The organism is Streptomyces sp. 7R007 (assembly GCF_054850255.1).
Genome location: NZ_JBTWMV010000047.1, coordinates 34289 through 57153, shown reverse-complemented (window position 1 = coordinate 57153; position 22865 = coordinate 34289). Strand labels below are relative to the sequence as shown.

Here is a 22865-nt window from a genome sequence, read left to right as displayed (position 1 = left end):
GACGGGCCCGTCTTCGTCGACGAGTCGGGGCGCCGCAGCCGCCGGTTCCGCCGCTTCGGCATGGCCGTCGGCATCGCCTGCGCCGTCTACGCCGTCGTCATCGTCGTCACCCTGCTCTCCGGCAGCTCGGACGCGCCCTGGCTGCCGGTGCCGGGACAGAACGGCGGCCGGCCCGCCGGCCAGGTCGACAGCTCCACCGCGCCGACCGACACCGCGACCCCCTCGGGCACCGCCGACGCCGCCTCCGGCGCCACCCCGACCGCCGACGCCGCCGCCACCCCCTCGCCGGGCGCGAGCGGCACCGCGCCCGGCGCCGCCGCCACCGGCTCCGGAAGCTCCGGCAGCTCCGCCGGCCCCAAGCCCTCGGCCTCCGCGTCCACGACCAGGCCGGCCGCCGGCTCCAGCGGCTCGGCGTCCTCGGACCCGGTCGTCAGGCCGACCCCGGAACCCTCCGCCGACACCGGCCCGAGCGGCGGCACCTCACCCGACCCCAGCCCCAGCACCTCCGCGGTGGCCGCCGGCCCGCTCACCCCCCTGACGTCCCCGGAGTACTCCCTCTGATGCCCTCCCGCTCCCGCCGTCGCAGGGCCGCTCCCCAGGCCCGCGCCGGCTCCCAGCGCCGCCGCCTGCCCATGCGGCTGCTGCTCCCCATGCTCCTGCTGCTCGCCCTGGTGGCGATGCTGATGCTGCGCGGCTACGTGCACAGCGAGATCCTCGCCGACCACCGCATCCAGCCCGAGGCCGCCACCGACAAGGTGCCGGACAGGATCCTCGACGGCGGCCCGGTCATCGACACCCGCAGCGGCCGCACGACCAGCCTGAACGTGCCGGACCACCGCCTGGTCCTCACCTTCGACGACGGCCCCGACCCCACCTGGACCCCGAAGGTCCTGGACGTCCTGAAGAAGCACCACGCGCACGCGGTCTTCTTCGTCACCGGCACCATGGCCTCCCGCTACCCGGAACTGGTCCGGCGGATGGTCGCGGAGGGCCACGAGGTCGGCCTGCACACCTTCAACCACCCCGACCTGTCCTACCAGTCGAAGAAGCGCATCGACTGGGAGCTCTCCCAGAACCAGCTCGCCCTGGAGGGCGCGGCCGGCGTGCGCAGCTCGATCTTCCGGCCGCCGTACTCCTCCTTCGCCGACGCCATGGACAACAAGTCCTGGCCGGTGACGGAGTACATCGGCACCAAGGGCTACCTCACCATCGTCAACAACACCGACAGCGAGGACTGGCGCAAGCCCGGCGTCGACGAGATCATCCGCCGCGCCACCCCGCACGGCGGCAAGGGCGCCATCGTCCTGATGCACGACTCCGGCGGCGACCGCCACCAGACGGTCGAGGCCCTCGACAGGTTCCTGCCGATGATGCAGGAGCGGGGCTACGAGCTCGACAACCTCACCGAGGCGCTCGACGCCCCCAGCGCGCTGACCAAGGTCTCCGGGCCCGAGCTGTGGAAGGGCAAGGCGTGGATCCTCCTGGTCCGGGCCTCCGACGACATCACCGGCACGATGGTGGTCTGCCTGGCGGTCGTGGGCGCGCTGGTCATCTCCCGGTTCGTGCTGATGCTGCTGCTGTCGGGCGCGCACGCCCGCCGGGTGCGGCGCCGTGGCTTCAGCTGGGGCCCGCCGGTGACGGAACCGGTGTCGGTCCTGGTGCCGGCGTACAACGAGGCCAAGTGCATCGAGAACACGGTCCGTTCCCTGATGGCGAGCGAGCACCCCATCGAGGTGATCGTCGTCGACGACGGTTCGAGTGACGGCACGGCCAGGATCGTCGAGGCGATGGGCCTGCCCAACGTCCGCGTCGTCCGCCAGCTGAACGCGGGCAAGCCGGCGGCGCTCAACCGAGGCCTGGCGAACGCCCGTTACGACATCGTCGTGATGATGGACGGCGACACGGTCTTCGAGCCGTCCACCGTACGGGAGCTGGTGCAGCCCTTCGGCGACCCGCGGGTCGGCGCGGTGGCCGGCAACGCCAAGGTCGGCAACCGGGACTCGCTGATCGGCGCCTGGCAGCACATCGAGTACGTGATGGGCTTCAACCTCGACCGCCGTATGTACGACATCCTGCGCTGCATGCCGACGATCCCCGGCGCGGTCGGGGCCTTCCGCCGCTCGGCGCTGGAACGGGTCGGCGGCATGAGCGACGACACCCTCGCCGAGGACACCGACATCACGATGGCCCTGCACCGGGACGGCTGGCGGGTGGTGTACGCCGAGCGGGCCCGGGCGTGGACGGAGGCACCGGAGACGGTGCAGCAGCTGTGGTCGCAGCGCTACCGCTGGTCGTACGGCACCATGCAGGCGATCTGGAAGCACCGCAGGGCCGTGCTGGAACGGGGCCCGTCGGGCCGCTTCGGCCGCGTGGGCCTGCCGCTGGTGTCGCTGTTCATGGTGGTGGCCCCGCTCCTGGCCCCCCTGATCGACGTGTTCCTGCTCTACGGCGTGGTGTTCGGCCCGACGCAGAAAACGATCGTGGCGTGGCTGGGCGTGCTCGCGATCCAGGCCGTGTGCGCCGCGTACGCCTTCCGTCTGGACCGCGAGCGCATGACCCCGCTCATCTCGCTGCCCCTGCAGCAGATCCTCTACCGCCAGCTCATGTACGTCGTGCTGCTCCAGTCCTGGATCACGGCACTCACCGGCGGCCGCCTGCGCTGGCAGAAGCTGCGGCGCACGGGTGTCGTGGAGGCGCCCGGCGGCCCCGTACCGCGCGAGCGGACCCGCGACACCAGTGATCGGAGGCCCGTGGCATGAAGCACGGATACACGACCGACCTCCCGCACCGGCCCGAGCCGGCGCCCGCGCCCGCCCCGCGCAAGCCGGGCGGCCGGGACCGCTACCTCGACCTCCTGCGCTCGCTGGCCCTGGTCCGCGTGGTCGTCTACCACCTCTTCGGCTGGGCCTGGCTGACGGTCCTGTTCCCGTCCATGGGCGTGATGTTCGCGCTGGCGGGCTCGCTGATGGCGCGGTCCCTCAACCGCCCCGCGCCGAGCGTGATCCGGGGCCGGGTGCGCCGGCTGCTGCCCCCGCTGTGGGCGTTCAGCGCGGTGGCGCTGGCGCTGATGTTCGCGGGCGGCTGGAACCCGGTGAAGGACCCGGACAACGGCGGCACGTGGGGCGTCGTCGACCTGGTCAACTACGTCGTCCCCATCGGCGCCCCGCCCTACCCCTGGCACCTCGGCTCCAAGTCGGGCCTGCTGGAGGACACCTGGGCGGTCCAGGCGTGCGGCCCGCTGTGGTACCTGCGGGCGTATCTGTGGTTCGTGGTGGCGTCCCCCCTGCTGCTGTGGGCGTTCCGCCGGGTGCCGTGGGCGACGCTGCTGGCTCCGCTCGCCCTGACGGCGGTCGTCGGCACGGGCCTGGTGACGATCCCCGGCGAGACGGGCAACGCGGTCACCGACTTCGCGGTGTACGGCGGCTGCTGGGTCCTGGGCTTCGCCCACCACGAGGGCATGCTGCGGCGCGTCCCGCGCTACCTCGCCGTCTCCTGTTCGGCGCTGCTGATGGCGTTCGGCCTGTGGTGGGCGTCGGGCCACCTGGGTCCCGACGGCTGGGACCTGAACGACATCCCGCTGGCCCAGGCGACCTGGAGCTTCGGCTTCGTCGTGATCCTGCTCCAGTACGCGCCGTCCTGGCAGGAGCTCCCCGGCCGCCTGGCCCGCTGGGACCGGCTGGTGACCCTCTCCAACAACCGGGCCGTCACCATCTACCTCTGGCACAACATGCTGATCATGGCCACGGTCCCGATCATCGACCAGGCCTACAACCTCCCCTTCATGCAGAGCGACCGCGCGGTGGCCGCCCTCGACTCCACGTACATGCTCTGGATGTTCTTCCTGGTCTGGCCCCTGATCGCGGTGGCGATCCTGGCCTTCGGGTGGATCGAGGACATCGCGGCGAAGCGCAGCCCGCGGCTGTGGCCGGACGGTTCCCGGCGCGCGGGGGCCCGCAGGAGGGCCTGATCAGGAGCCCTGAGCTGCCGCTGCCGCCGTCTCGACCAGGCGCCGGATGTCCGCCAGGTCGGCCTCGAACTCGGCGGTGAGGTCGGGGGGCAGGTCCAGCCAGGGCGCCAGGCGGGCGTGGCCGGGGAGTTCGGCGTCCGGGAGCCGGCCGCGCCGGCTGCGGGGGTCGAGGCTGCCGGCGCCGAAGCGGCCCGCGGCCTCGGAGGCGGCGAAGCCGATCACGAAGGTGCTCACCAGCCGTTCCAGCCGGGGCACTTGGGACTCCGGCACCCCGGCGTCGAGCAGCGCGGTGTAGATGACGTCCACCGCGCGCACGGCGTCCGGGGTGACGGCCGGCCGGGAGAAGAGCAGGTACGCGGCCCAGGGGTGCCGGCGGGTCACCTCGCGGAAGGCGTACGCGAGGGCGTTCAGGCGCTGGTCCCACGGCTGCTTCCCGTCCGGGTCCGTGGGCGTGAGCGCGGCCAGCAGGCGTCCCACCATGCCGTCCAGCAGGGCGGCCTTGTCCTTCACATGCCGGTACAACGCCATCGGCGTCACGCCGACCCGGTCGGCGACGGCACGCATGGAGACCGCGTCGAGCCCGTGCTCGTCGGCGATGGCCAGGGCCGCGTCCAGAATCTCTTCCCGCCTGCCGCTCATGGGTCTACAGTGTAGACGTATACGGCGTAGACATGTCTGGGGGGTCCGGGATGCTCACCGCAGAGGGACTGGTGAAGTGGTACGGCCGCGGTCGCGCGCTCGACGGTTTCGACCTCACCGTCGCGCCCGGCGAGATCGTCGGCCTGATCGGGCACAACGGCGCCGGCAAGACCACGTTCGTCGAGACGGTCACCGGTCTGGTCCGCCCCGACGCGGGCCGGATCCGCGTAGGGCCGTACGACGCCCTGCGCGACGGGCGGGCCGCGCGACGGCTCATCGGGGTCGCGCCCCAGGAGCTGGCGCTGTACGGCAGCGTCACCGTCCGCGAGAACCTGCGGCTGTTCGCCGGACTGACCGGGCTGCGTGGCCGGCGACGGGACGCCGAGATCGCCCGCGTCCTGGAGGAACTGCACCTCACCGCCGTGACGGACCGGCCCGTCGGCGTCCTGTCCGGAGGGCAGCGGCGCCGCGTGCAGGCGGCCACCGCCATGGTCGGCTCACCGTCGTTGCTGCTGCTGGACGAGCCGACGGCGGGGGCCGACCCGGAGACGCGGGCGGCGCTGCTGGCGGCGGTGCGGGCACGGGCACGGGCCGGCGCGGCCGTCGTCTACACCACCCACTACCTGCCCGAACTGGTCGACCTGGACGCCACGTTGGCCCTCGCCCGAGCCGGCCGCGTCATCGCCCGCGGCACCCAGCGGGAACTGACCCGCGACCTGCCGGGCGAACTCCGCGTCACCTTCGCCGACCCGTCCGAACCCGCCCTGCGCCGCCCGACCACGGACCCCGCGGCCGACCTGGCCGCCGTCCTCGCCTCGGGCCGCACCCCCGTCGCGGTCGACGTCCGCCGCCCCGACCTGGACGACCTCTACCGCTCACTGGAGCCCCGCCATGCCACCTCGTGACTCAGCGGCCCGCCTCGGCGTCGTCATCCGGCACAACACCCTCCTGATGCTGCGCGAACCCGGCCCGCTCCTCAGCCGCATGATCCTCCCGCTGGCCTTCCTCACCCTCCTGCGCCCGCTCTACGTGGCCGCGCAGGGCCGGACCGCGGGCACCGAGCAGGCGGTCGTCGGCACCCTGGTCACCTTCTCGCTGCTCGCCCTGAGCATCTCCGGCAACGCGATCCTCGCCGAACGGCTCGGCCGCACCTGGGACCGCCTGCGCGCCACGTCCCTGCACCCCGCCGCACTGCTCCTCGGCAAGGCGATCCCGGTCTTCACCGCCCTGCTGGCGCAGCAACTCCTGATCCTCGGCTTCGGCGTCCTCACCCTCGGCCTGAAGGTGCCCCACCCCCTTCTCCTGCTGAGCGTCCTGCTCACCTGGAGCTGCACCCTCCTCGGCCTCGGCGCCCTGACGGGCGTCCTGGTCCGCACGATGGGCGAACTCTCAGCGGCCTACGACATCGGCGGCATGCTCCTGAGCAGCGCGGGCGGCGCCCTGGTACCCCTCGCCGCCCTTCCCCCCTGGGTCGCCCACGTGGCCCCGGCGTCCCCCGGCTACTGGGCGGTCCACGGCCTGCACGCGGCCCTCGCCGGCGACCTCCCGGCCGTGACGGAGTCCTGCGGCACGCTGCTCGGGGCGGGGCTGGCCTGCGCGGCACTGGCGTCGACCCGCCTCCGGGGCCGCAGCGGCCGGCTGGTGGCCGTCTGACCTTCCGAGACGACCCGGCTGTGGGATCACCCTGTGCGGTGAGACGACGACGTACCCCTTCGGTACCCTGGGCCGACAGGCGAGACTCCGTCCCATGGGAGCACCGATGACCGCCGCGTCCGATGACAAGCCGGTCGACGAGCCGGCGTACCGCTGGCCCATCCCGCCCCCCGGGGGCTGGACAGCGGACGACCTCGACCGGATTCCGGGCCTCCCGCCGCACACGGAGCTGATCGACGGGAGCCTCGTCTTCATGAGTCCGCAGACGGCGTTTCACGCACGGTGCATGCGCCTGTTGGAGAACGGCCTCCTGGACCAGGCGCCGGGGCACCTCGACGTCATGCGGCAGATGACAGTCAAGCTGGATGCCAAGAACCGGCCGGAGCCGGACATCCTGGTCTTTCCCGTGGAAGCGAACACCGGCCCCGACCAGACCTGGTACAACCCCGAGGACATCCTCCTCGCCGTCGAAGTCGTGTCCGCCGACTCGCGTGAGCGTGACCGTGAGGTCAAGCCCCGCAAGTACGCGGCGGCCGGCGTGCCGCACTTCTGGCGCGTGGAGCAGGACGGCGACAAGGGCCTCCCCGTGGTCTACGTCTACGAGCTCGACCCGGCCACGAAGTCCTACGGCCTCACCGGGATCTTCCACGACAGGCTCAAGGTGTCCCTCCCCTTCGACATCGAGATCGACCTGACGGCCGTCGATCGCCGTGGGCGGTGACGTCCGGTGAGGCGGTCAGGTGTCGGCGTACTTCGCGTCGGCCGCCGGGTCCAGCGCCAGCCGGTAGCCCCGCTTCACCACCGTCTGGATCAGCTTCGGCGCCCCCAGTGCCGTCCGCAGCCGCGCCATCGCCGTCTCCACCGCGTGCTCGTCCCGCCCCGCACCGGGCAGCGCCCGCAGCAGCTCGGCCCGGGCCACCACCCACCCCGGCCGCCGCGCCAGCGCCCGCAGCAGTGACATGCCCGCCGGCGGCACCGGCTTGAGCTCGCCGTCGACGAGGACGGCGTGCCCGCGGATCTCCACCCGGTGCCCGGCGATGGGCAGGGACCGCGCCCGCCCCGGAAGCTCCTGGCACAGCAGCTGGACGAGCGGCCCGAGCCGGAACCGTTCGGGCTGGACCGTGTCGACCCCCCGGGCCTGCAACGGCAGCGCGGTCACCGGCCCCACACACGCCGGCACCACGTCGTGGTGGAGCGCGTCGAGCAGCTCGGCGAGCAGACCGCGCTCCTCGGCCCGGGACAGCAGGGAGGCCGCTGCGGGCGCGCTGGTGAAGGTGAGCGCGTCCAGGCCCCGCGAGACGGCCGCGTCCAGCAGCCGGTCCATCGGCCCGACGTCCTCCGGCGGCATCCACCGGTACACGGGCACCCCGACCACCTCGGCCCCGCCCGCCCTGAGCGCCTCCACGAACCCGGGCAACGGCTCCCCGTGCAGCTGGACGGCGATGCGGCGCCCGTCGACGCCCTCCTCCAGCAGCCGGTCGAGCACCTCCGCCATCGACTCGCTCGACGGCGACCACTCCTCCGTCAGCCCGGCCGCCCGTATCGCCCCCTTGACCTTGGGCCCGCGCGCGAGCAGCTCCACCCCGCGCAGCCGCTCCAGCAGCGGCTCGCCGAGGCCCCATCCGTCGGCGGCCTCGACCCAGCCGCGGAAGCCGATGGCGGTCGTGGCCACGACCACGTCCGGCGCCTGGTCGATCAGGTCCTTCGTCGCCGCCAGCAGTTCGCTGTCGTCGGCGAGCGGCACGATCCGCAGGGCCGGTGCGTGCAGGACGGCGGCTCCCCGTCGCTGCAGCAGCGCCCCCAGTTCGTCGGCGCGGCGCGCGGCCGTCACGCCCACGGTGAACCCGGCGAGGGGTCCGTGTCGTTCCGGTCGCTGCTGTTCGTCGTACATGGCTTCGTCCCGAAGTCGAGTCGTCGTACATGCAGTACGGCGGTACCTACATGCCGAACGAGCCTGTCAACGGTGCGTGACAGGCTCGGTTCGGCTTGATGTCGCCGGTGTTACGTCACACCTCGGCGTAGCTGAGCTGCGGCTTCGCCTCTGCGGCAGCGGCAGCCTGGCCCGTGGCGGCCGTGCGGCGAAGGTATACGGCCCACGTCACGGCGAAGCAGACGCCGTAGTAGGCGAGGAAGGCGACGAAGGCGCCGGTTCCGGAGCCGTAGGAGAGGAAGGACTGCCGGAAGGCGAGGTTGATGCCGACGCCGCCGAGCGCGCCGACCGCGCCGATCAGACCCATCGACGCCCCGGACAGCCGGCGCCCGTACTTGGCGGCCGCCTCGCCCTCCAGCCCCTTGGCGAGGGCCTTGGTCTGGAAGATGCCGGGGATCATCTTGAACGTGGAGCCGTTGCCGATGCCGGTCAGCGAGAACAGCACGACGAAGGCGACCACGAACAGCGGCAGCGACTTCTGCATGCTGGCGACGACCAGGATGGCGGTGGCGGCGGCCATGGCGGTGTAGTTGTAGAGGGTGATCTTCGCGCCGCCGTACTTGTCGGCGAGCCAGCCGCCGACGGGCCGGATCAGCGAGCCGAGCAGCGGACCCATGAAGGTCAGGTACGTCGCCTGCAGCGGCGTACGCCCGAACTGGTTCGTGAGCACCTGCCCGAAGGCGAAGCTGTAGCCGATGAAGGAGCCGAAGGTGCCGATGTAGAGGAAGGACATGATCCAGGTGTGGGCGTCCTTCGCGGCGTCCCTGGCGGCGCCGGTGTCGTTCTTGACGTTCTCGATGTTGTCCATGAACAGCGCGGCGAGGACGGCGGCGACGACGATGAGCGGGATGTAGATCCCGAGCAGCACCCGGGGACCGCCGCCCGCGCCGATGACGGCGAGCGCGACGAGCTGGATCGCGGCGACGCCGATGTTGCCGCCGCCCGCGTTGAGGCCGAGCGCCCAGCCCTTCTTCTTCAGCGGGAAGAAGGCGTTGATGTTGGTCATGGAGGAGGCGAAGTTGCCGCCGCCGATGCCGGCGAGGAGCCCGATCCACAGGAAGGTGTCGAAGGAGGTCCCCGGCTTCATGACCGCGAACGCGGCGACGCTCGGGATGAGCAGCAGGCCGGCCGAGATGATCGTCCAGTTCCGTCCGCCGAAGATCGCGACCGCGAAGGTGTAGGGGACGCGGACGACGGCGCCGACCAGGGTCACCATCGAGGTGAGCATGAACTTGTCGGCCGGGGTCAGGCCGTACTCCGGTCCCATGAAGAGCACCAGCACGGACCACAGGGTCCAGATAGAGAACCCGATGTGCTCGGAGAGTACGGAGAAGGCGAGGTTGCGCCGGGCGATCTTCTCCCCGGTCTCCTTCCAGAACGTCTCGTTCTCGGGATCCCAGTGCTGGATCCAGCGGCCTCCCCTGCTGGGTGCGGGGGCTGTGCTAGGGGCTGTCATGACGCCTCCACGGTGCTTCGGGGCTCGGTGGTGCATGGGGTGCTGAGCGGTATGAGTCCCGAAGGTAGGGAGAGCGCGTTTCCTGCCTGTGGCACTGAGTGACCGTAAAGGAACGTTGCTCTCACCCCGCGGCAGGACGGGATGAGAGGTTCCGTGCCGCTGCGTTACGAACGCCTCCCGGCGCGGAGTCAGCCCTGGGGAGGCTGCCAGGCGGGGTTCTGCTGGGGGTAGGGCTGCTGGGGGGCGTACGGGCCGGGGGCCTGCTGGGGGTAGCCGTGGGCCTGGGGCTGGGGGTAGGGCTGCGGGTAGGGCTGCTGATACGGCGCCGGAGCGGGAGGGGCGCCGTAGGGCGAACCGGCGTAGGGATTGCCCTGGCCGGGCGCGGGCATCGGCCCCGGCATCGCCATACCCGGCAGCTGCATGCCCGGCGGGAGGTACCGCACCCGCCCCGTCTCGTCCGTCGTCGGCACGAAACCGGCGGCCTGGAGCCGGCGGGCGAACTTGGCGTTGCGCTTGCGCGTGACGAGGAGACCGATGCCGAAGACCGCCATGAGGATCAGCCATACGATCCCCGCCGCGACGAAGTCGAAGGACTCCCCGCCGGCGCGGTACGCGAGAACCACGCACCCGACGGTGACACCGAGGGCCCCGTACCCCATCCGCTTCTCGGCGTTCTTGCCCGTGAGGTCGAACTGGATGCGGGCCTTGAGGAGTTCGACGGCGTCCGGCACCAGGGGCGGCAGGGAGACGCCGTCGGCGGCGTTCGGATACTGCGCCCAGTTCTGCGCGGCCCGCGCCCGTGCCTGGGGGCTGGGGTCGGGGACGATCAGCATCTTCAGCGCGTTGTTGCGGGAGCCGGTGTGCCGGGCGTCCACGTACTCGTAGCCGAACTGCTGGGCGATGAAGGCGAGTCGGGACAGCTTCTTCACGGAAGCCAGCGGACTGGTCAGCTCCACGGGCTCCCCGCCGGCCATCAACCGCAGCATGTTCCGAACCTGCCGCTTGCTCATCGCGCCTGCTCCCCCTCGGTCACCCTGTTCACTTGCGCAACCGAGGCAGTCTTTCACGGTCCGAGGGGACGGGGAATCACGGGCGGCGGGGCTTGACCGCGGCTTGACCGTGCCGGTCGCCGGGTTGACGAACGCGACCGGTACCGGTCCCCACCCCCGGTCCAGGGACTTCCGGCCGCGTCGGTGGGCAGGCACTGTTAGGAGGGAACGGAACGCACTCCCAGACCCTCACTGGCATCTCACCGGCCCCCTGCCGACCGGGGGCGACCCTAGGCGGTGACAGGCACATGGCACTGGGTACGGCCACGGCCCCCTACGAGCTGCGGTTCGACGCCGGGCGGATCTGCCTGGATCTGCTCGCCACCACCCACCCCGGGGAACGGTTCGACTCGGTCGAGGTACTGCGCGCGTGGGTCGTCGGGGCGGGGCTCGTGCCGCCGGGCACCGGACTGGCGCACGCCGACCCCTCCTGGCTGGTGGCGTTCCGGGAACTGCGCGGCTGGGTCGGCCAGTTGGTGCACGGAAGCATCGCCGCCGCGCCCTGGCCGTCGTACGACACCGCGCTCGCCCGCGTGAACGAGCTCGCCCGCGTCGCGCCCCCCGCCCCGCGGGCCGTGCGCGGGGCCGACGGGGCGCTCGTCAGGGAGCTGGCCGGGCCGCCCGCGTGCGCCGCGCTGCTCGGGGCGATCGCCCGGGACGCCGTGGAACTGCTCACCGACCCCGTCGCGCGGGCGGGGCTGCGGCAGTGCGAGGGCGACAACTGTCCGATCGTTTATGTCGATTCGTCCCGGGGGCGCAGGAGGCGCTGGTGCTCCAGTGAGGTCTGCGGGAACCGCGAAAGGGTGGCGAGGCACCGTCGGCGGGCCGCTCTGGCCCGCGCCTAGGTGCCCGGTATGCGGCTTCTGTGAGACCGGCATCGACGTGATTTCGATTACACCCCGTTTACCTACGGGACCGTAGGGGCACGTGGCGCGATCTTGCCGATGTGGCGGAAATGTAAAGATCGCGCGGGGGGAATGTGCTCCCATGTCCCCCTCGTCACGTCACTGCGAGAAAAACTGTCGCCTCACTTTGAACATGACGCAACCCACATCCGTACCCAACGCCGAGCGACCGACTGGGGGAACCCCCGGACATCGGAGGTGGGCGTGCGCAAGGATTCCGTCGTGGCCAATGAACGTGGATCGAGGGCCCGACATCGCATGTCCCAGCCCTCGGAACCTGATGAGGAGCTGATGCGTGCCCTGTACAGAGAGCACGCCGGACCCTTGCTCGCGTACGTGCTCCGACTGGTCGCCGGAGACCGTCAGCGTGCCGAGGACGTGGTCCAGGAGACGCTCATCCGTGCCTGGAAGAACGCCGGTCAGCTCAATCGGGCGACCGGATCTGTACGCCCCTGGCTGGTGACGGTCGCGCGCCGCATCGTCATCGACGGCCACCGAAGCCGGCAGGCCCGGCCGCAGGAGGTCGATCCGTCGCCGCTGGAGGTCATCCCCGCGGAGGACGAGATCGACAAGGCGCTGTGGCTGATGACGTTGTCCGACGCGCTCGACGACCTGACCCCGGCCCACCGGGAGGTGCTCGTCGAGACGTACTTCAAGGGGCGTACCGTCAACGAGGCGGCCGAGACGCTGGGCATCCCCAGTGGCACCGTGCGGTCTCGGGTGTTCTACGCCCTGCGGTCGATGAAGCTGGCACTGGAGGAGCGGGGGGTGACGGCGTGATGAGTGTTTACGGGGGAAACCAGGGATTCGGCACAGGTGGGTCGGGTATGTCTGGACCCATGATGGGATCTCCGGGCCCGAGCGAGCACGAGACGGTCGGTGCCTACGCCCTCGGCATCCTGGACGACGCCGAGGCAACCGCTTTCGAGGCACACCTCGCGACCTGCGAGTGGTGCGCCCAGCAGCTCGACGAGCTGGCCGGGATGGAGCCGATGCTGGCCGCGCTCGCGGACCTGCCGGGCTCCGGCAGCCCCGCGATCGGCGAATCGCTGTCGGCCAGGCCCTCCCCGCGCCTCGCGGAGAAGCTGGTCGACGAGGTCGCCGAACGGCGCGCCCAGAAGCGGCGGCGCAGCTTCTACCTGGTGGCCGCGGCGGCCGCCCTGATCATCGGCGGCCCGTTCGCCGCGATGGCCGCGACCGGGGGCGACTCGGGCGGCGGCACCAGCAACCAGGCGACGGCGAGCCCGGCCAAGGCGCTGTTCGACACGCTCGGCGACAAGGTGTCGGCCACCGACTCCTCGACCAAGGTCTCCGCCACGGTCGCCATGGCCGAGAAGGACTGGGGCACCAGCACCGCCCTGCAGCTGAAGAACGTCAAGGGCCCGCTGAAGTGCTCCCTGATCGCCGTCGGCAAGAACGGCGAGCGGGAGACCATCTCCACCTGGTCCGTCCCCAACTGGGGCTACGGCATCCCGAACGGCAAGACGGAGGAGGCCAAGAACCCGCTGTACGTCACGGGCGGCGCTGCCTTCAAGCCGAACGAGATCGACCATTTCGAGGTCATGACCTTCGACGGCAAGAAGCTCGTCGAGGTGGACGCGTAGCATACGTAGCTTTACCGGGTCCCCTTCGCGTACGGTTGACGGCTGCCCAGCACGTCAGAAGGGGGCCCGGTGGCCGCTCAGGCTCAACGATCCGCGGTCGGATCGGTCCACGACTCGGTTCGGGACCGGGAGATCAGCGTCGAACAGGAACACCTCGACCGGGTCTACCGGCGCCTCGAGGAGAAGATCCACGAGGCCGAGTTCCTGATGAACGACGCGGCCAAGCGCGGCCAGGTCGGCACGCCCGGCGCCCTCGCCGAACGGGACGCGCAGGTCTTCCGCGCCGGAGTCCACCTCAACCGGCTCAACAACGAGTTCGAGGACTTCCTCTTCGGCCGTATCGACCTGCTGCCCGGCAAGGACGGCAAGAAGGGACCCGACGGCGCCTACACCGCCGTCGAACCCGCCGAGGGAGCCGTCCGCGAGGACGGCACGGCCGACATCGCCGAGACCCTGCACATCGGGCGCATCGGCGTCCTCGACTCCGATTACGCGCCCCTGGTCATCGACTGGCGCGCCCCGGCCGCCGCCCCCTTCTACCGCTCCACCCCGGTCGACCCCGGCCGGGTCGTACGGCGCCGGGTCATCCGCTCCAAGGGGCGCCGCGTGCTGAGCGTCGAGGACGACCTCATGCGCCCCGAGCTGAAGGCGTTCCTCGACGGCCGGGAGCTGCCCGTCATCGGCGACGGCGCGCTGATGGCCGCCCTCGGCCAGGCCCGCGGCCACACCATGCGGGACATCGTCGCCTCCATCCAGGCCGAGCAGGACCTGGTCATCCGCGCCCCCGCCGCCTCCGTCACCTACGTCGAGGGCGGCCCCGGCACAGGAAAGACCGCCGTCGCCCTGCACCGCGCCGCCTACCTCCTCTACCAGGACCGGCGCCGCTACTCCGGCGGCATCCTCATCGTCTCGCCGACCCCGCTGCTGGTGTCCTACACCGAGGGCGTCCTGCCGTCCCTGGGCGAGGAGGGGCAGGTCGCCATCCGGGCGATCGGGTCCCTCGTCGACGGGGTCGAGGCCACGCTGTACGACTCCCCGGCCACCGCCCGCGCCAAGGGCTCCTCCCGCATGCTCAAGGTGCTGCGCAAGGCGGCGCGCGGCGCGCTGGAGCTGGGGCCCGGCGGCATGGGGGTGAACGGGGCGAGTCGGCCCGGGCCGGGAGACGCGGGGGCGGACCGCGCGGGACAGCTCGCCTTCGGCGACGGCGACTCCGACGCGCCCGCGCCGGTCCCCGCCGGACCCCCCACCCGCCTGCGCGTCGTCGCCTTCGGGCGCCGCCTCGAACTGGAGGCGGACGCGCTGGAACGTATCCGCCGCACCGCCCTCGGCGGCACCGCCCCCGTCAACCTGCTGCGCCCGCGCGCCCGCAAGCTGCTCCTGGACGCCCTGTGGGAGCAGTCCGGCGCCGCCGGCCGGCACACCGACCCCGAGCTCGCCGCCGAACTGCGCTCCTCCTTCGACGAGGACGTCTCCTCGGAGGACGCCTTCACCGAGTTCCTCGACGCCTGGTGGCCCGAGCTCACGCCCCGGGCCGTCCTGGAGGCCATGGCCGACGAGCGGCGCCTGGGCCGCTGGGCCCGCCGCGTCCTCAACCCCGGCGAGGTCCGCCGGGTCGCCCGGTCGCTGCGGCGGGACGGCTGGTCCGTGCACGACATCGCCCTGCTCGACGAGCTCCAGGCGATCCTCGGCCTGCCCGCCCGCCCGAAGAAGAAGCGCGAGCTGGACCCGCTCGACCAGCTGACCGGCCTGGAGGAGCTGATGCCGGTCCGCGAGGAGACCCAGCGCGAACGCGCCGAGCGCCTGGCCCAGGAGCGCACCGAGTACGCCCACGTCATCGTCGACGAGGCCCAGGACCTCACGCCGATGCAGTGGCGCATGGTCGGCCGCCGCGGCCGGCACGCCACCTGGACGGTCGTCGGCGACCCCGCCCAGTCCTCCTGGTCCGACCCCGACGAGGCGGCCGAGGCCCGCGACGAGGCCCTCGGCACCCGCCCGCCCGCCTCCCACCACCCTTCCAAGGAAGGCGCTTCGGGCCGCCCGTCCCGTGGCCGCCGCTTCGAACTCACCGTCAACTACCGCAACCCGGCCGAGATCGCCGAGCTCGCCGCCAGGGTGCTGGCGCTGGCCATGCCGGGCGCCACGTCCCCGTCGGCGGTGCGCTCCACCGGCGTACGGCCACGCTTCACCGTCGTACGCGACTCCCTCGCGCAGACCGTCCGGGACGAGGCCGCCCGGCTCCTCGACCTCGTCGACGGCACGGTCGGCGTCGTCGTCGCCATGCGGCGCCGCGAGGAGGCGGCCCGCTGGCTCGCCGGGCTCGGCGACCGGGTGGTGGCGCTCGGCAGCCTGGAGGCCAAGGGCCTGGAGTACGACGCCACGGTCGTCGTCTCCCCGGCGGAGATCGCGGACGAGTCCCCGGCCGGCCTGCGGGTGCTCTACGTCGCCCTGACCCGGGCCACCCAGCAGCTGACGGTGGTGTCGGGGGAGCGGGACCAGCCGGATACGGAGGGCGTTCCCGACCTGCTCCGCGATTAGCAGGGGATGTCCGATGAACTTGCGGTACGGGAATGGTCTTACGGGATCCGTTTGTTAGCCTGGATGTGGCACCGGCCCGATCCAAGCCCCCGGGCCCAACCTTCGTCGCTACGAGCGACCACTTGCCGCGAGGCGAGCATGGCGGGTCGGTGCCACTGAGCAACACGGGAGGCCCACGTCCTTGTGACGTGGGCCTCTCCTTGTTGCCGCCGCCCGCGAACAAAACGTTCGCAATCCGGGGCGGCTAACGCCTACTCGGCAGTAGGTGCGACGATCGGACGGCATACCCGCGTCACACCCTGAAAGAGGAAGTCGGCCATGGCAACGGCGCCCAGCGTCTCCTACTCGATGACCATCCGGCTGGAGGTGCCCGCGAGCGGAACCGCCGTCTCGCAGCTGACCACCGCCGTGGAGTCCTCCGGAGGCTCGGTCACCGGCCTCGACGTCACCGCCTCCGGCCACGAGAAGCTCCGCATCGACGTCACCATCGCCGCCACCTCCACCAAGCACGCCGACGAGATCGTCGAGCAGTTGCGCGGCATCGAGGGCGTGACTCTCGGCAAGGTCTCCGACCGTACGTTCCTGATGCACCTCGGCGGCAAGATCGAGATGGCGTCGAAGCACCCCATCCGCAACCGCGACGACCTGTCCATGGTCTACACGCCCGGCGTGGCCCGCGTCTGCATGGCGATCGCCGAGAACCCCGAGGACGCCCGCCGCCTGACCATCAAGCGCAACTCCGTTGCGGTCGTGACGGACGGCTCGGCCGTGCTGGGCCTGGGCAACATCGGCCCCAAGGCCGCCCTGCCCGTCATGGAGGGCAAGGCCGCCCTCTTCAAGCGGTTCGCCGGCATCGACGCCTGGCCGATCTGCCTCGACACCCAGGACACCGACGCGATCGTCGAGATCGTCAAGGCGATCGCCCCCGGCTTCGCCGGCATCAACCTGGAGGACATCTCCGCGCCCCGCTGCTTCGAGATCGAGGCACGGCTGCGCGAGGCCCTGGACATCCCCGTCTTCCACGACGACCAGCACGGCACCGCGATCGTCGTCCTGGCCGCCCTGAAGAACGCCCTGCGCTGCACCGGCAAGGCCATCGAGAACATCCGGGTCGTCATGTCCGGTGCCGGCGCGGCCGGCACCGCCATCCTCAAGCTGCTGCTCGCGGCGGGCGTGAAGAACGCCGTCGTCGCCGACATCCGCGGGGTCGTGCACGCCGGCCGCGAGGACCTCGTCGAGGCCCCGGCCGACTCGGCGCTGCGCTGGATCGCCGACAACACCAACCCGGAGAACCTCACCGGTTCGCTGAAGGAGGCCGTTCGCGGTGCGGACGTCTTCATCGGCGTCTCCGCCCCGAACGTGCTGGACGGCGACGACGTGGCCGCGATGGCCGAGGGTGCCATCGTGTTCGCGCTCGCGAACCCCGACCCCGAGGTGGACCCGGCGATCGCCCGGCAGACGGCGGCCGTCGTGGCCACCGGCCGCTCCGACTTCCCCAACCAGATCAACAACGTGCTGGTCTTCCCGGGCGTCTTCCGCGGCCTGCTGGACGCGCAGTCCCGCACGGTCAACACGGACATGATGCTGGCCGCCGCGACCGCGCTGGCGGACGTGGTGACCGAGGACGAGCTCAACCCCAACTACATCGTCCCCAGCGTCTTCAACGACAAGGTCGCGGGCGCAGTGGCCGGTGCGGTACGGGAGGCGGCGAAGGCGGCGGGCGCCGCGTCGTCGTAGGAGTGGCGTACTGTGCAAGGGCTGTGAGCATCACCACGACCGCTGTCGTGACGGCGAGTCGTGGAACCGGGCGCTCGTTGCCACCCTCTAGGGTGGCGGCCACGCTCAGCCCTCTTTTCGTGTGACTCCCTAGGGTGTTCTCACGACTCCTACGGGTGCCGGATTGGCTTTCCCGTCGCAGGTAGGGGCAGGATGCGTCCCTGGGCGCGAGCGCATCGGCTTCGCTGTGCCAATATGCGGTTTCGCCGCTTGGCACACCCCAACGGCAAGAAGAACACGGGAGTAACAACATGAACCGCAGTGAGCTGGTGGCCGCGCTGGCCGACCGCGCCGAGGTGACCCGCAAGGACGCCGACGCCGTTCTGGCCGCGTTCGCCGAGACCGTCGGTGAGGTCGTCGCCAAGGGCGACGAGAAGGTCACCATCCCCGGCTTCCTGACCTTCGAGCGCACCCACCGTGCCGCTCGCACCGCGCGCAACCCGCAGACCGGCGACCCGATCCAGATCCCGGCCGGCTACAGCGTCAAGGTCTCCGCGGGCAGCAAGCTGAAGGAAGCGGCCAAGGGCAACTAAGGGCGCCTGTTCGCCGCCTTGGCCCGGCGCCCCTTGAGGGGCGCCGCACTCAACGCCGATGGGGCGGTCACCCGGACTCGGGTGACCGCCCCATCGGCGTACGTACGTCAGCCGAGTGCCTTGCCCGGCAGTTCCACCTTCGCGCCCAGTTCCACGAGCTTCTCCATGAAGTTCTCGTAGCCCCGGTTGATGAGGTCGATGCCGTGGACCCGGGATGTGCCCTGGGCGGCGAGGGCGGCGATGAGGTAGGAGAAGCCGCCGCGCAGGTCGGGGATGACCAGGTCGGCGCCCTGGAGCTTGGTCGGGCCCGAAACGACCGCCGAGTGCAGGAAGTTGCGCTGGCCGAAGCGGCAGTCGGAGCCGCCCAGGCACTCGCGGTAGAGCTGGATGTGGGCGCCCATCTGGTTCAGCGCGGAGGTGAAGCCCAGGCGGGACTCGTAGACCGTCTCGTGGATGATCGACAGGCCGGTGGCCTGCGTGAGGGCGACGACCAGCGGCTGCTGCCAGTCCGTCTGGAAGCCGGGGTGCACGTCCGTCTCCAGCGCGATGGACTTCAGCTGCCCGCCGGGGTGCCAGAACCGGATGCCCTCGTCGTCGATCTCGAAGGCACCGCCCACCTTCCGGTAGGTGTTCAGGAACGTCATCATCGAGCGCTGCTGGGCGCCGCGGACGTAGATGTCGCCCTCGGTAGCGAGCGCCGCCGACGCCCAGGACGCGGCCTCCAGGCGGTCCGGGAGCGCGCGGTGGGTGTAGCCGCCGAGCTTGTCCACACCGGTGATGCGGATCGTGCGGTCGGTGTCCATCGCGATGATGGCGCCCATCTTCTGCAGGACGCAGATCAGGTCCTCGATCTCCGGCTCCACGGCGGCGTTGGACAGCTCCGTGACGCCCTCCGCGAGCACGGCCGTCAGCAGCACCTGCTCCGTCGCGCCGACCGACGGGTACGGCAGCCGGATCTTCGTGCCCCGCAGCCGCTGCGGCGCCTCCAGGTACTGCCCGTCCGCGCGCTTGTCGATCCGCGCGCCGAACTGCCGCAGCACGTCGAAGTGGAAGTCGATCGGCCGGCCGCCGATGTCGCAGCCGCCCAGACCGGGGATGAAGGCGTGACCGAGGCGGTGCAGCAGGGGCCCGCAGAACAGGATCGGGATGCGGCTGGAGCCCGCGTGGGCATCGATGTCAGCCACGTTCGCGCTCTCCACGTGGGTCGGGTCGAGCACCAGCTCGCCCGGCTCCTCACCCGGACGGACCGTCACCCCGTGCAGTTGCAGCAGACCGCGTACGACACGCACGTCACGGATGTCCGGAACGTTGCGCAGTCGACTCGGCGAGCTGCCCAGCAGGGCGGCGACCATGGCCTTCGGCACGAGGTTCTTCGCACCGCGGACACGGATCTCGCCCTCCAGCGGGGTTCCGCCGTGGACAAGCAGGACATCGTCGTTGACGGTCATGTATCTCGCGTTCCGATGAGTGGGGCAGGGGCCAGAAGGGAAAGGGTAATCGCCGCCCACCCCCCTTCAGTAAGCCCAAGTACCGCCCAGCTACGTCATAGCTGTGTCACAACACGAACCGTTCCCCGCCGGGCACATGCCGTCACGGCTCCTCCCGCGTGCGCCCGCCGTGCTTCTTTCCACCCTGAGCTGCAATCACCCTTCTTACCCGGATTGCCTCCCCGCTCCGCGGGAAGATGCGGGATCATGTCTGGCATGACCGAGGTGTCCTCGCTCACAGGGCGGCTGCTCGTGGCAACGCCCGCCCTGGCGGACCCGAACTTCGACCGTGCGGTGGTGCTCCTTCTCGACCACGACGAGGAGGGCTCCCTCGGTGTCGTCCTCAACCGTCCGACCCCGGTGGACGTGGGCGACATCCTTGAGGGCTGGGCGGACCTCGCCGGCGAACCCGGCGTTGTCTTCCAGGGCGGCCCGGTCTCGCTGGACTCGGCGCTCGGCGTCGCCGTCATCCCCGGCGGCGCGGCCGGCGAGCGCGCCCCGCTGGGCTGGCGCCGGGTGCACGGCGCGATCGGCCTGGTCGACCTGGAGGCCCCGCCGGAACTGCTCGCCTCGGCCCTGGGCTCCCTGCGGATCTTCGCCGGATACGCCGGCTGGGGCCCCGGCCAGCTGGAGGACGAACTGGTCGAGGGCGCCTGGTACGTCGTGGAGTCCGAACCCGGCGACGTCTCGTCCCCGGCGCCGGAGAGACTCTGGCGCGAGGTGCTGCGCCGCCAGCGCAACGAGCTGGCGATGGTGGCCACATATCCGGACGACCCTTCGCTCAACTGATGCGTGTGAGCTTCAGTACCCTTGGTCGGTATGAGCACTCTTGAGCCCGAGCGCGGGACTGGTACGGGGACCCTCGTAGAGCCGACGCCGCAGGTGTCCCACGGCGACGGCGACCACGAGCGCTTCGCCCACTACGTCCAGAAGGACAAGATCATGGCGAGCGCCCTCGACGGCACCCCCGTCGTGGCGCTGTGCGGCAAGGTGTGGGTGCCGGGCCGCGACCCGAAGAAGTACCCCGTGTGCCCCATGTGCAAGGAGATCTACGACTCCATGGGCAGCGGCGGCGGCGACAAGGGCAAGGACGGCGGCAAGTAGCCCCTGCCGCCCGAGAGGCCGGTCCTGGGATTCGCGATGCCCTCGGGACGCGCCGCGGCGTGCCCCGAGGGTTTTCGCATGCCGTCCCGTGCCGCGGTCCGGATCATGGCCGACGTGCCCCGAGCGGGGCCGGCGGCGGGTTTCCGGTCACTATTTCGTCAACGGTGTCGTGGGCAATCCGCGGCGGTGTCGCGGGTAATCCGCAGTGGTGTCGTGGGCAATCCGCAGGGTATTCCGCCTCCGGTTCCGCTCCGGTTCCGATCAGGTTCCGATCAGCAAAGGACTGGCGTGACCAAGGACTGGCGTGCTTCCGAGACGGGACTGATCCCGGCGCCCCTGAGCGTCCGCACCGCGGACGCACAGGCGTTCGTTCTCGACGAGGAGACGGAAATCGAGGCGGACCGCGGCAGCGGGCGCGTCGCCCGCTGGCTGCGGACGACCGTCGGCGCGGCGACCGGGCTGCCGTTGGATCCGTACACCGGCCGTGGAAAACGCGTCCGACTGCGCGTCCGGCCGTCTTTCGCGGACGAACTCGGCAGCCACGAGGCGTATCTGCTGACGGTGGACAGTCAGGAAATCACCATCGACGGCGCGAGCGAATCCGGCGTGTTCCACGGCGCCCAGACACTGCGCCAACTCCTCGGCCCCGACGCCTTCCGCCGCGCCCCGCTCGGCGCCGGATGCACCTGGTCGGTGCCGGCGGTCAGCGTGCGCGACGCGCCCCGTTTCCGCTGGCGCGGCCTCATGCTCGACGTCGCCCGGCACTTCATGCCCAAGGACGGTGTGCTGCGCTATCTGGACCTGATGGCCGCGCACAAACTCAACGTCCTGCACTTCCACCTGACGGACGACCAGGGCTGGCGGATCGAGATCAAGCGGTATCCCCGGCTGACCGAGACCGGCTCATGGCGGGCCCGCACGAAATTCGGGCACCGCGCCTCGCCGCTGTGGGAGGAGAAGCCGCACGGTGGCTTCTACACCCAGGACGACATCCGGGAGATCGTCGCCTACGCCGCCGAGCGGCATATCACCGTCGTCCCCGAAATCGACGTACCCGGGCACTCGCAGGCCGCCATCGCCGCGTACCCGGAACTCGGCAACACCGACGTCATCGACACCACCGCCCTCTCCGTCTGGGACAACTGGGGAATCTCCGCCAACGTACTCGCCCCCACCGACAACACCCTGCGTTTCTACGAGGGGGTGTTCGAGGAACTGCTGGATCTCTTCCCGTCGGAGTTCGTCCACGTCGGCGGCGACGAATGCCTCAAGGACCAGTGGCGCGCCTCCCCGGCCGCGCAGGCCCGCGTCAAGGAGCTCGGGGTCGCCGGCGAGGACGGTCTCCAGGCGTGGTTCATCGGCCACTTCGACACCTGGCTCGGCGCGCGCGGGCGCCGGCTCATCGGCTGGGACGAGATCCTGGAGGGCGGGCTCGCCCCGGGCGCCGCGGTGTCGTCGTGGCGCGGGTACGCCGGCGGGGTCGCGGCCGCGCGGGCCGGGCACGACGTGGTCATGTGCCCGGAGCAGTACGTGTACCTGGACCACCGTCAGGCGCCGGGCGAGGACGAGCCGGTGCCCATCGGGTACGTGCGCACCCTGGAGGACGTCTACCGCTTCGAGCCCGTGCCACCGCAGTTGACGCCGGAGGAGGCCCGGCACGTCCTCGGCACCCAGGCCAACGTCTGGACCGAGGTGATGGAGGACCACGCGCGCGTGGACTACCAGACGTTCCCGAGGCTCGCGGCCTTCGCCGAGGTGGCCTGGAGCTCCCTGCCGGCGCCGCGGCAGCGGGATTTCGCCGACTTCGAGCGGCGGATGGCCGTCCACTACCGGCGACTTGACGCCCTCGGGGTCGGATACCGGCCGCCCGCCGGGCCGTTGCCGTGGCAGCGACGCCCCGGGGTGCCGGGACGGCCCGTCGAGGGGGCGCCGCCCAACAGGTAGCCGGGGGCGGGGAGGAGTCGCCCTGACGGGTGCCGCACTGCCGGAAGGGGCGCCGGGCTTCCCGAACAGGCAGGGGAAAAACCTCGCAAGCATCACCGAAGGGTGCCAATGCGTGCGCTTTGGCGATGCCGTGCGAAAACGGACCATCTCCCTGGTGAGGCGGGCGAATGCCGCCTAGCGGACCCCTGTCTTCGGCCCCTGCGAAGATGTGCCAGAGTTGCCACGTCCGCCCTGTCAGCACGTACCGTACGGCAGCAACAGGCGGGACCAGCTGGGACCAGGT

Annotated in this window: 19 protein-coding genes and 1 pseudogene; 15 read left to right on the top strand and 5 right to left on the bottom strand. The window is 71.3% G+C overall.

From position 1 onward, the window contains the following. The 3 genes and pseudogenes from ACYF6T_RS36670 to ACYF6T_RS36660 form a co-directional block, all read left to right on the top strand. Nucleotides 1-561: pseudogene (locus ACYF6T_RS36670) on the top strand (hypothetical protein); the annotation flags it as partial. Beyond that, nucleotides 561-2759, top strand: coding sequence for a glycosyltransferase (locus ACYF6T_RS36665; RefSeq protein WP_461702006.1), 2199 nt, complete (start codon nt 561-563; stop codon nt 2757-2759). The pseudogene ACYF6T_RS36670 and the gene ACYF6T_RS36665, both read left to right, overlap by 1 nt. Beyond that, nucleotides 2756-3967: an acyltransferase family protein gene (locus ACYF6T_RS36660; protein ID WP_461702005.1), complete on the top strand. Its 1212-nt coding sequence runs from the start codon at nt 2756-2758 to the stop codon at nt 3965-3967. The genes ACYF6T_RS36665 and ACYF6T_RS36660 overlap by 4 nt, the downstream gene beginning before the upstream one ends. Here the strand turns inward: ACYF6T_RS36660 and ACYF6T_RS36655 are convergent, their stop codons facing one another. Further along, nucleotides 3968-4606, bottom strand: coding sequence for a TetR/AcrR family transcriptional regulator (locus ACYF6T_RS36655; RefSeq protein ID WP_461702003.1), 639 nt, complete (start codon nt 4604-4606; stop codon nt 3968-3970). A gap of 50 nt (nt 4607-4656) precedes the next feature. On the opposite strand from ACYF6T_RS36655, the gene ACYF6T_RS36650 reads away from it, so the two are divergent. The 3 genes from ACYF6T_RS36650 to ACYF6T_RS36640 all read left to right on the top strand — a co-directional run bounded on the left by ACYF6T_RS36650 (nt 4657) and on the right by ACYF6T_RS36640 (nt 6980). Beyond that, on the top strand, nt 4657-5511 hold the full coding sequence (locus ACYF6T_RS36650) for an ABC transporter ATP-binding protein (protein WP_461702001.1): 855 nt from the start codon (nt 4657-4659) through the stop codon (nt 5509-5511). Beyond that, nucleotides 5498-6259, top strand: a complete 762-nt coding sequence (locus ACYF6T_RS36645) for an ABC transporter permease (protein WP_461702000.1) — start codon at nt 5498-5500, stop codon at nt 6257-6259. The genes ACYF6T_RS36650 and ACYF6T_RS36645 overlap by 14 nt, the downstream gene beginning before the upstream one ends. A gap of 94 nt (nt 6260-6353) precedes the next feature. Continuing rightward, a complete protein-coding gene (locus ACYF6T_RS36640; protein WP_461701998.1) occupies nt 6354-6980 on the top strand; it encodes a Uma2 family endonuclease in 627 nt (208 codons plus the stop codon). 15 nt (nt 6981-6995) lie between these two features. Here ACYF6T_RS36640 and ACYF6T_RS36635 read toward each other — a convergent pair whose 3' ends face one another. From ACYF6T_RS36635 to ACYF6T_RS36625, 3 genes are all read right to left on the bottom strand, one after another. Then, entirely contained in the window at nt 6996-8150 is a 1155-nt protein-coding gene (locus ACYF6T_RS36635; RefSeq protein ID WP_461701996.1) for a uroporphyrinogen-III synthase, read from the bottom strand. Between the two features lie 115 nt (nt 8151-8265). Beyond that, nucleotides 8266-9645, bottom strand: a complete 1380-nt coding sequence (locus ACYF6T_RS36630) for a nitrate/nitrite transporter (protein ID WP_461701994.1) — start codon at nt 9643-9645, stop codon at nt 8266-8268. Nucleotides 9646-9833: 188 nt separating this feature from the next. Further along, nucleotides 9834-10655: a hypothetical protein gene (locus ACYF6T_RS36625; protein ID WP_461701992.1), complete on the bottom strand. Its 822-nt coding sequence runs from the start codon at nt 10653-10655 to the stop codon at nt 9834-9836. A 287-nt stretch (nt 10656-10942) separates the two neighbouring features. Here ACYF6T_RS36625 and ACYF6T_RS36620 point away from each other — a divergent pair, with 287 nt between their 5' ends. From ACYF6T_RS36620 to ACYF6T_RS36595, 6 genes are all read left to right on the top strand, one after another. Beyond that, nucleotides 10943-11539, top strand: coding sequence for a CGNR zinc finger domain-containing protein (locus ACYF6T_RS36620; RefSeq protein WP_461701991.1), 597 nt, complete (start codon nt 10943-10945; stop codon nt 11537-11539). 318 nt (nt 11540-11857) lie between these two features. Further along, nucleotides 11858-12379 carry a sigma-70 family RNA polymerase sigma factor gene (locus ACYF6T_RS36615; protein WP_010039908.1) on the top strand — a complete coding sequence of 174 codons (522 nt, stop codon included), beginning with the start codon at nt 11858-11860 and terminating at the stop codon, nt 12377-12379. Then, on the top strand, nt 12379-13203 hold the full coding sequence (locus ACYF6T_RS36610) for an anti-sigma factor family protein (RefSeq protein ID WP_461701988.1): 825 nt from the start codon (nt 12379-12381) through the stop codon (nt 13201-13203). The genes ACYF6T_RS36615 and ACYF6T_RS36610 overlap by 1 nt, the downstream gene beginning before the upstream one ends. 69 nt (nt 13204-13272) lie before the next feature. After that, nucleotides 13273-15738 (top strand): HelD family protein, encoded by a 2466-nt coding sequence (locus tag ACYF6T_RS36605; RefSeq protein ID WP_461701987.1) that lies wholly within the window; start codon nt 13273-13275, stop codon nt 15736-15738. Nucleotides 15739-16056: 318 nt separating this feature from the next. Next, nucleotides 16057-17475 carry a malic enzyme-like NAD(P)-binding protein gene (locus tag ACYF6T_RS36600; protein ID WP_461701985.1) on the top strand — a complete coding sequence of 473 codons (1419 nt, stop codon included), beginning with the start codon at nt 16057-16059 and terminating at the stop codon, nt 17473-17475. Nucleotides 17476-17765: 290 nt separating this feature from the next. Next, nucleotides 17766-18047, top strand: coding sequence for an HU family DNA-binding protein (locus tag ACYF6T_RS36595; RefSeq protein WP_351222056.1), 282 nt, complete (start codon nt 17766-17768; stop codon nt 18045-18047). 107 nt (nt 18048-18154) lie between these two features. Here the strand turns inward: ACYF6T_RS36595 and murA are convergent, their stop codons facing one another. Further along, nucleotides 18155-19495: a UDP-N-acetylglucosamine 1-carboxyvinyltransferase gene (gene murA, locus ACYF6T_RS36590; protein WP_461701983.1), complete on the bottom strand. Its 1341-nt coding sequence runs from the start codon at nt 19493-19495 to the stop codon at nt 18155-18157. A gap of 255 nt (nt 19496-19750) precedes the next feature. Here murA and ACYF6T_RS36585 point away from each other — a divergent pair, with 255 nt between their 5' ends. The 3 genes from ACYF6T_RS36585 to ACYF6T_RS36575 all read left to right on the top strand — a co-directional run bounded on the left by ACYF6T_RS36585 (nt 19751) and on the right by ACYF6T_RS36575 (nt 22582). Then, nucleotides 19751-20323: a YqgE/AlgH family protein gene (locus ACYF6T_RS36585; RefSeq protein WP_461701981.1), complete on the top strand. Its 573-nt coding sequence runs from the start codon at nt 19751-19753 to the stop codon at nt 20321-20323. Between the two features lie 30 nt (nt 20324-20353). Then, nucleotides 20354-20638 (top strand): DUF3039 domain-containing protein, encoded by a 285-nt coding sequence (locus ACYF6T_RS36580; protein ID WP_461701980.1) that lies wholly within the window; start codon nt 20354-20356, stop codon nt 20636-20638. A 288-nt stretch (nt 20639-20926) separates the two neighbouring features. Next, complete coding sequence (locus ACYF6T_RS36575) at nt 20927-22582, top strand: beta-N-acetylhexosaminidase (protein ID WP_461701979.1); 1656 nt, start codon at nt 20927-20929, stop codon at nt 22580-22582. Nucleotides 22583-22865: the final 283 nt, after the last annotated feature.

Bases quoted from the DNA above. Each gene is read 5' to 3' on its own strand.
- ACYF6T_RS36665 (WP_461702006.1), top strand. From the start codon at position 561: ATGCCCTCCCGCTCCCGCCGTCGCAGGGCCGCTCCCCAGGCCCGCGCC.
- ACYF6T_RS36660 (WP_461702005.1), top strand. From the start codon at position 2,756: ATGAAGCACGGATACACGACCGACCTCCCGCACCGGCCCGAGCCGGCG.
- ACYF6T_RS36655 (WP_461702003.1), bottom strand. From the start codon at position 4,606: ATGAGCGGCAGGCGGGAAGAGATTCTGGACGCGGCCCTGGCCATCGCC.
- ACYF6T_RS36650 (WP_461702001.1), top strand. From the start codon at position 4,657: ATGCTCACCGCAGAGGGACTGGTGAAGTGGTACGGCCGCGGTCGCGCG.
- ACYF6T_RS36645 (WP_461702000.1), top strand. From the start codon at position 5,498: ATGCCACCTCGTGACTCAGCGGCCCGCCTCGGCGTCGTCATCCGGCAC.
- ACYF6T_RS36640 (WP_461701998.1), top strand. From the start codon at position 6,354: ATGGGAGCACCGATGACCGCCGCGTCCGATGACAAGCCGGTCGACGAG.
- ACYF6T_RS36635 (WP_461701996.1), bottom strand. From the start codon at position 8,150: ATGTACGACGAACAGCAGCGACCGGAACGACACGGACCCCTCGCCGGG.
- ACYF6T_RS36630 (WP_461701994.1), bottom strand. From the start codon at position 9,645: ATGACAGCCCCTAGCACAGCCCCCGCACCCAGCAGGGGAGGCCGCTGG.
- ACYF6T_RS36625 (WP_461701992.1), bottom strand. From the start codon at position 10,655: ATGAGCAAGCGGCAGGTTCGGAACATGCTGCGGTTGATGGCCGGCGGG.
- ACYF6T_RS36620 (WP_461701991.1), top strand. From the start codon at position 10,943: ATGGCACTGGGTACGGCCACGGCCCCCTACGAGCTGCGGTTCGACGCC.
- ACYF6T_RS36615 (WP_010039908.1), top strand. From the start codon at position 11,858: ATGTCCCAGCCCTCGGAACCTGATGAGGAGCTGATGCGTGCCCTGTAC.
- ACYF6T_RS36610 (WP_461701988.1), top strand. From the start codon at position 12,379: ATGAGTGTTTACGGGGGAAACCAGGGATTCGGCACAGGTGGGTCGGGT.
- ACYF6T_RS36600 (WP_461701985.1), top strand. From the start codon at position 16,057: ATGGCAACGGCGCCCAGCGTCTCCTACTCGATGACCATCCGGCTGGAG.
- ACYF6T_RS36595 (WP_351222056.1), top strand. From the start codon at position 17,766: ATGAACCGCAGTGAGCTGGTGGCCGCGCTGGCCGACCGCGCCGAGGTG.
- murA (WP_461701983.1), bottom strand. From the start codon at position 19,495: ATGACCGTCAACGACGATGTCCTGCTTGTCCACGGCGGAACCCCGCTG.
- ACYF6T_RS36585 (WP_461701981.1), top strand. From the start codon at position 19,751: ATGACCGAGGTGTCCTCGCTCACAGGGCGGCTGCTCGTGGCAACGCCC.
- ACYF6T_RS36580 (WP_461701980.1), top strand. From the start codon at position 20,354: ATGAGCACTCTTGAGCCCGAGCGCGGGACTGGTACGGGGACCCTCGTA.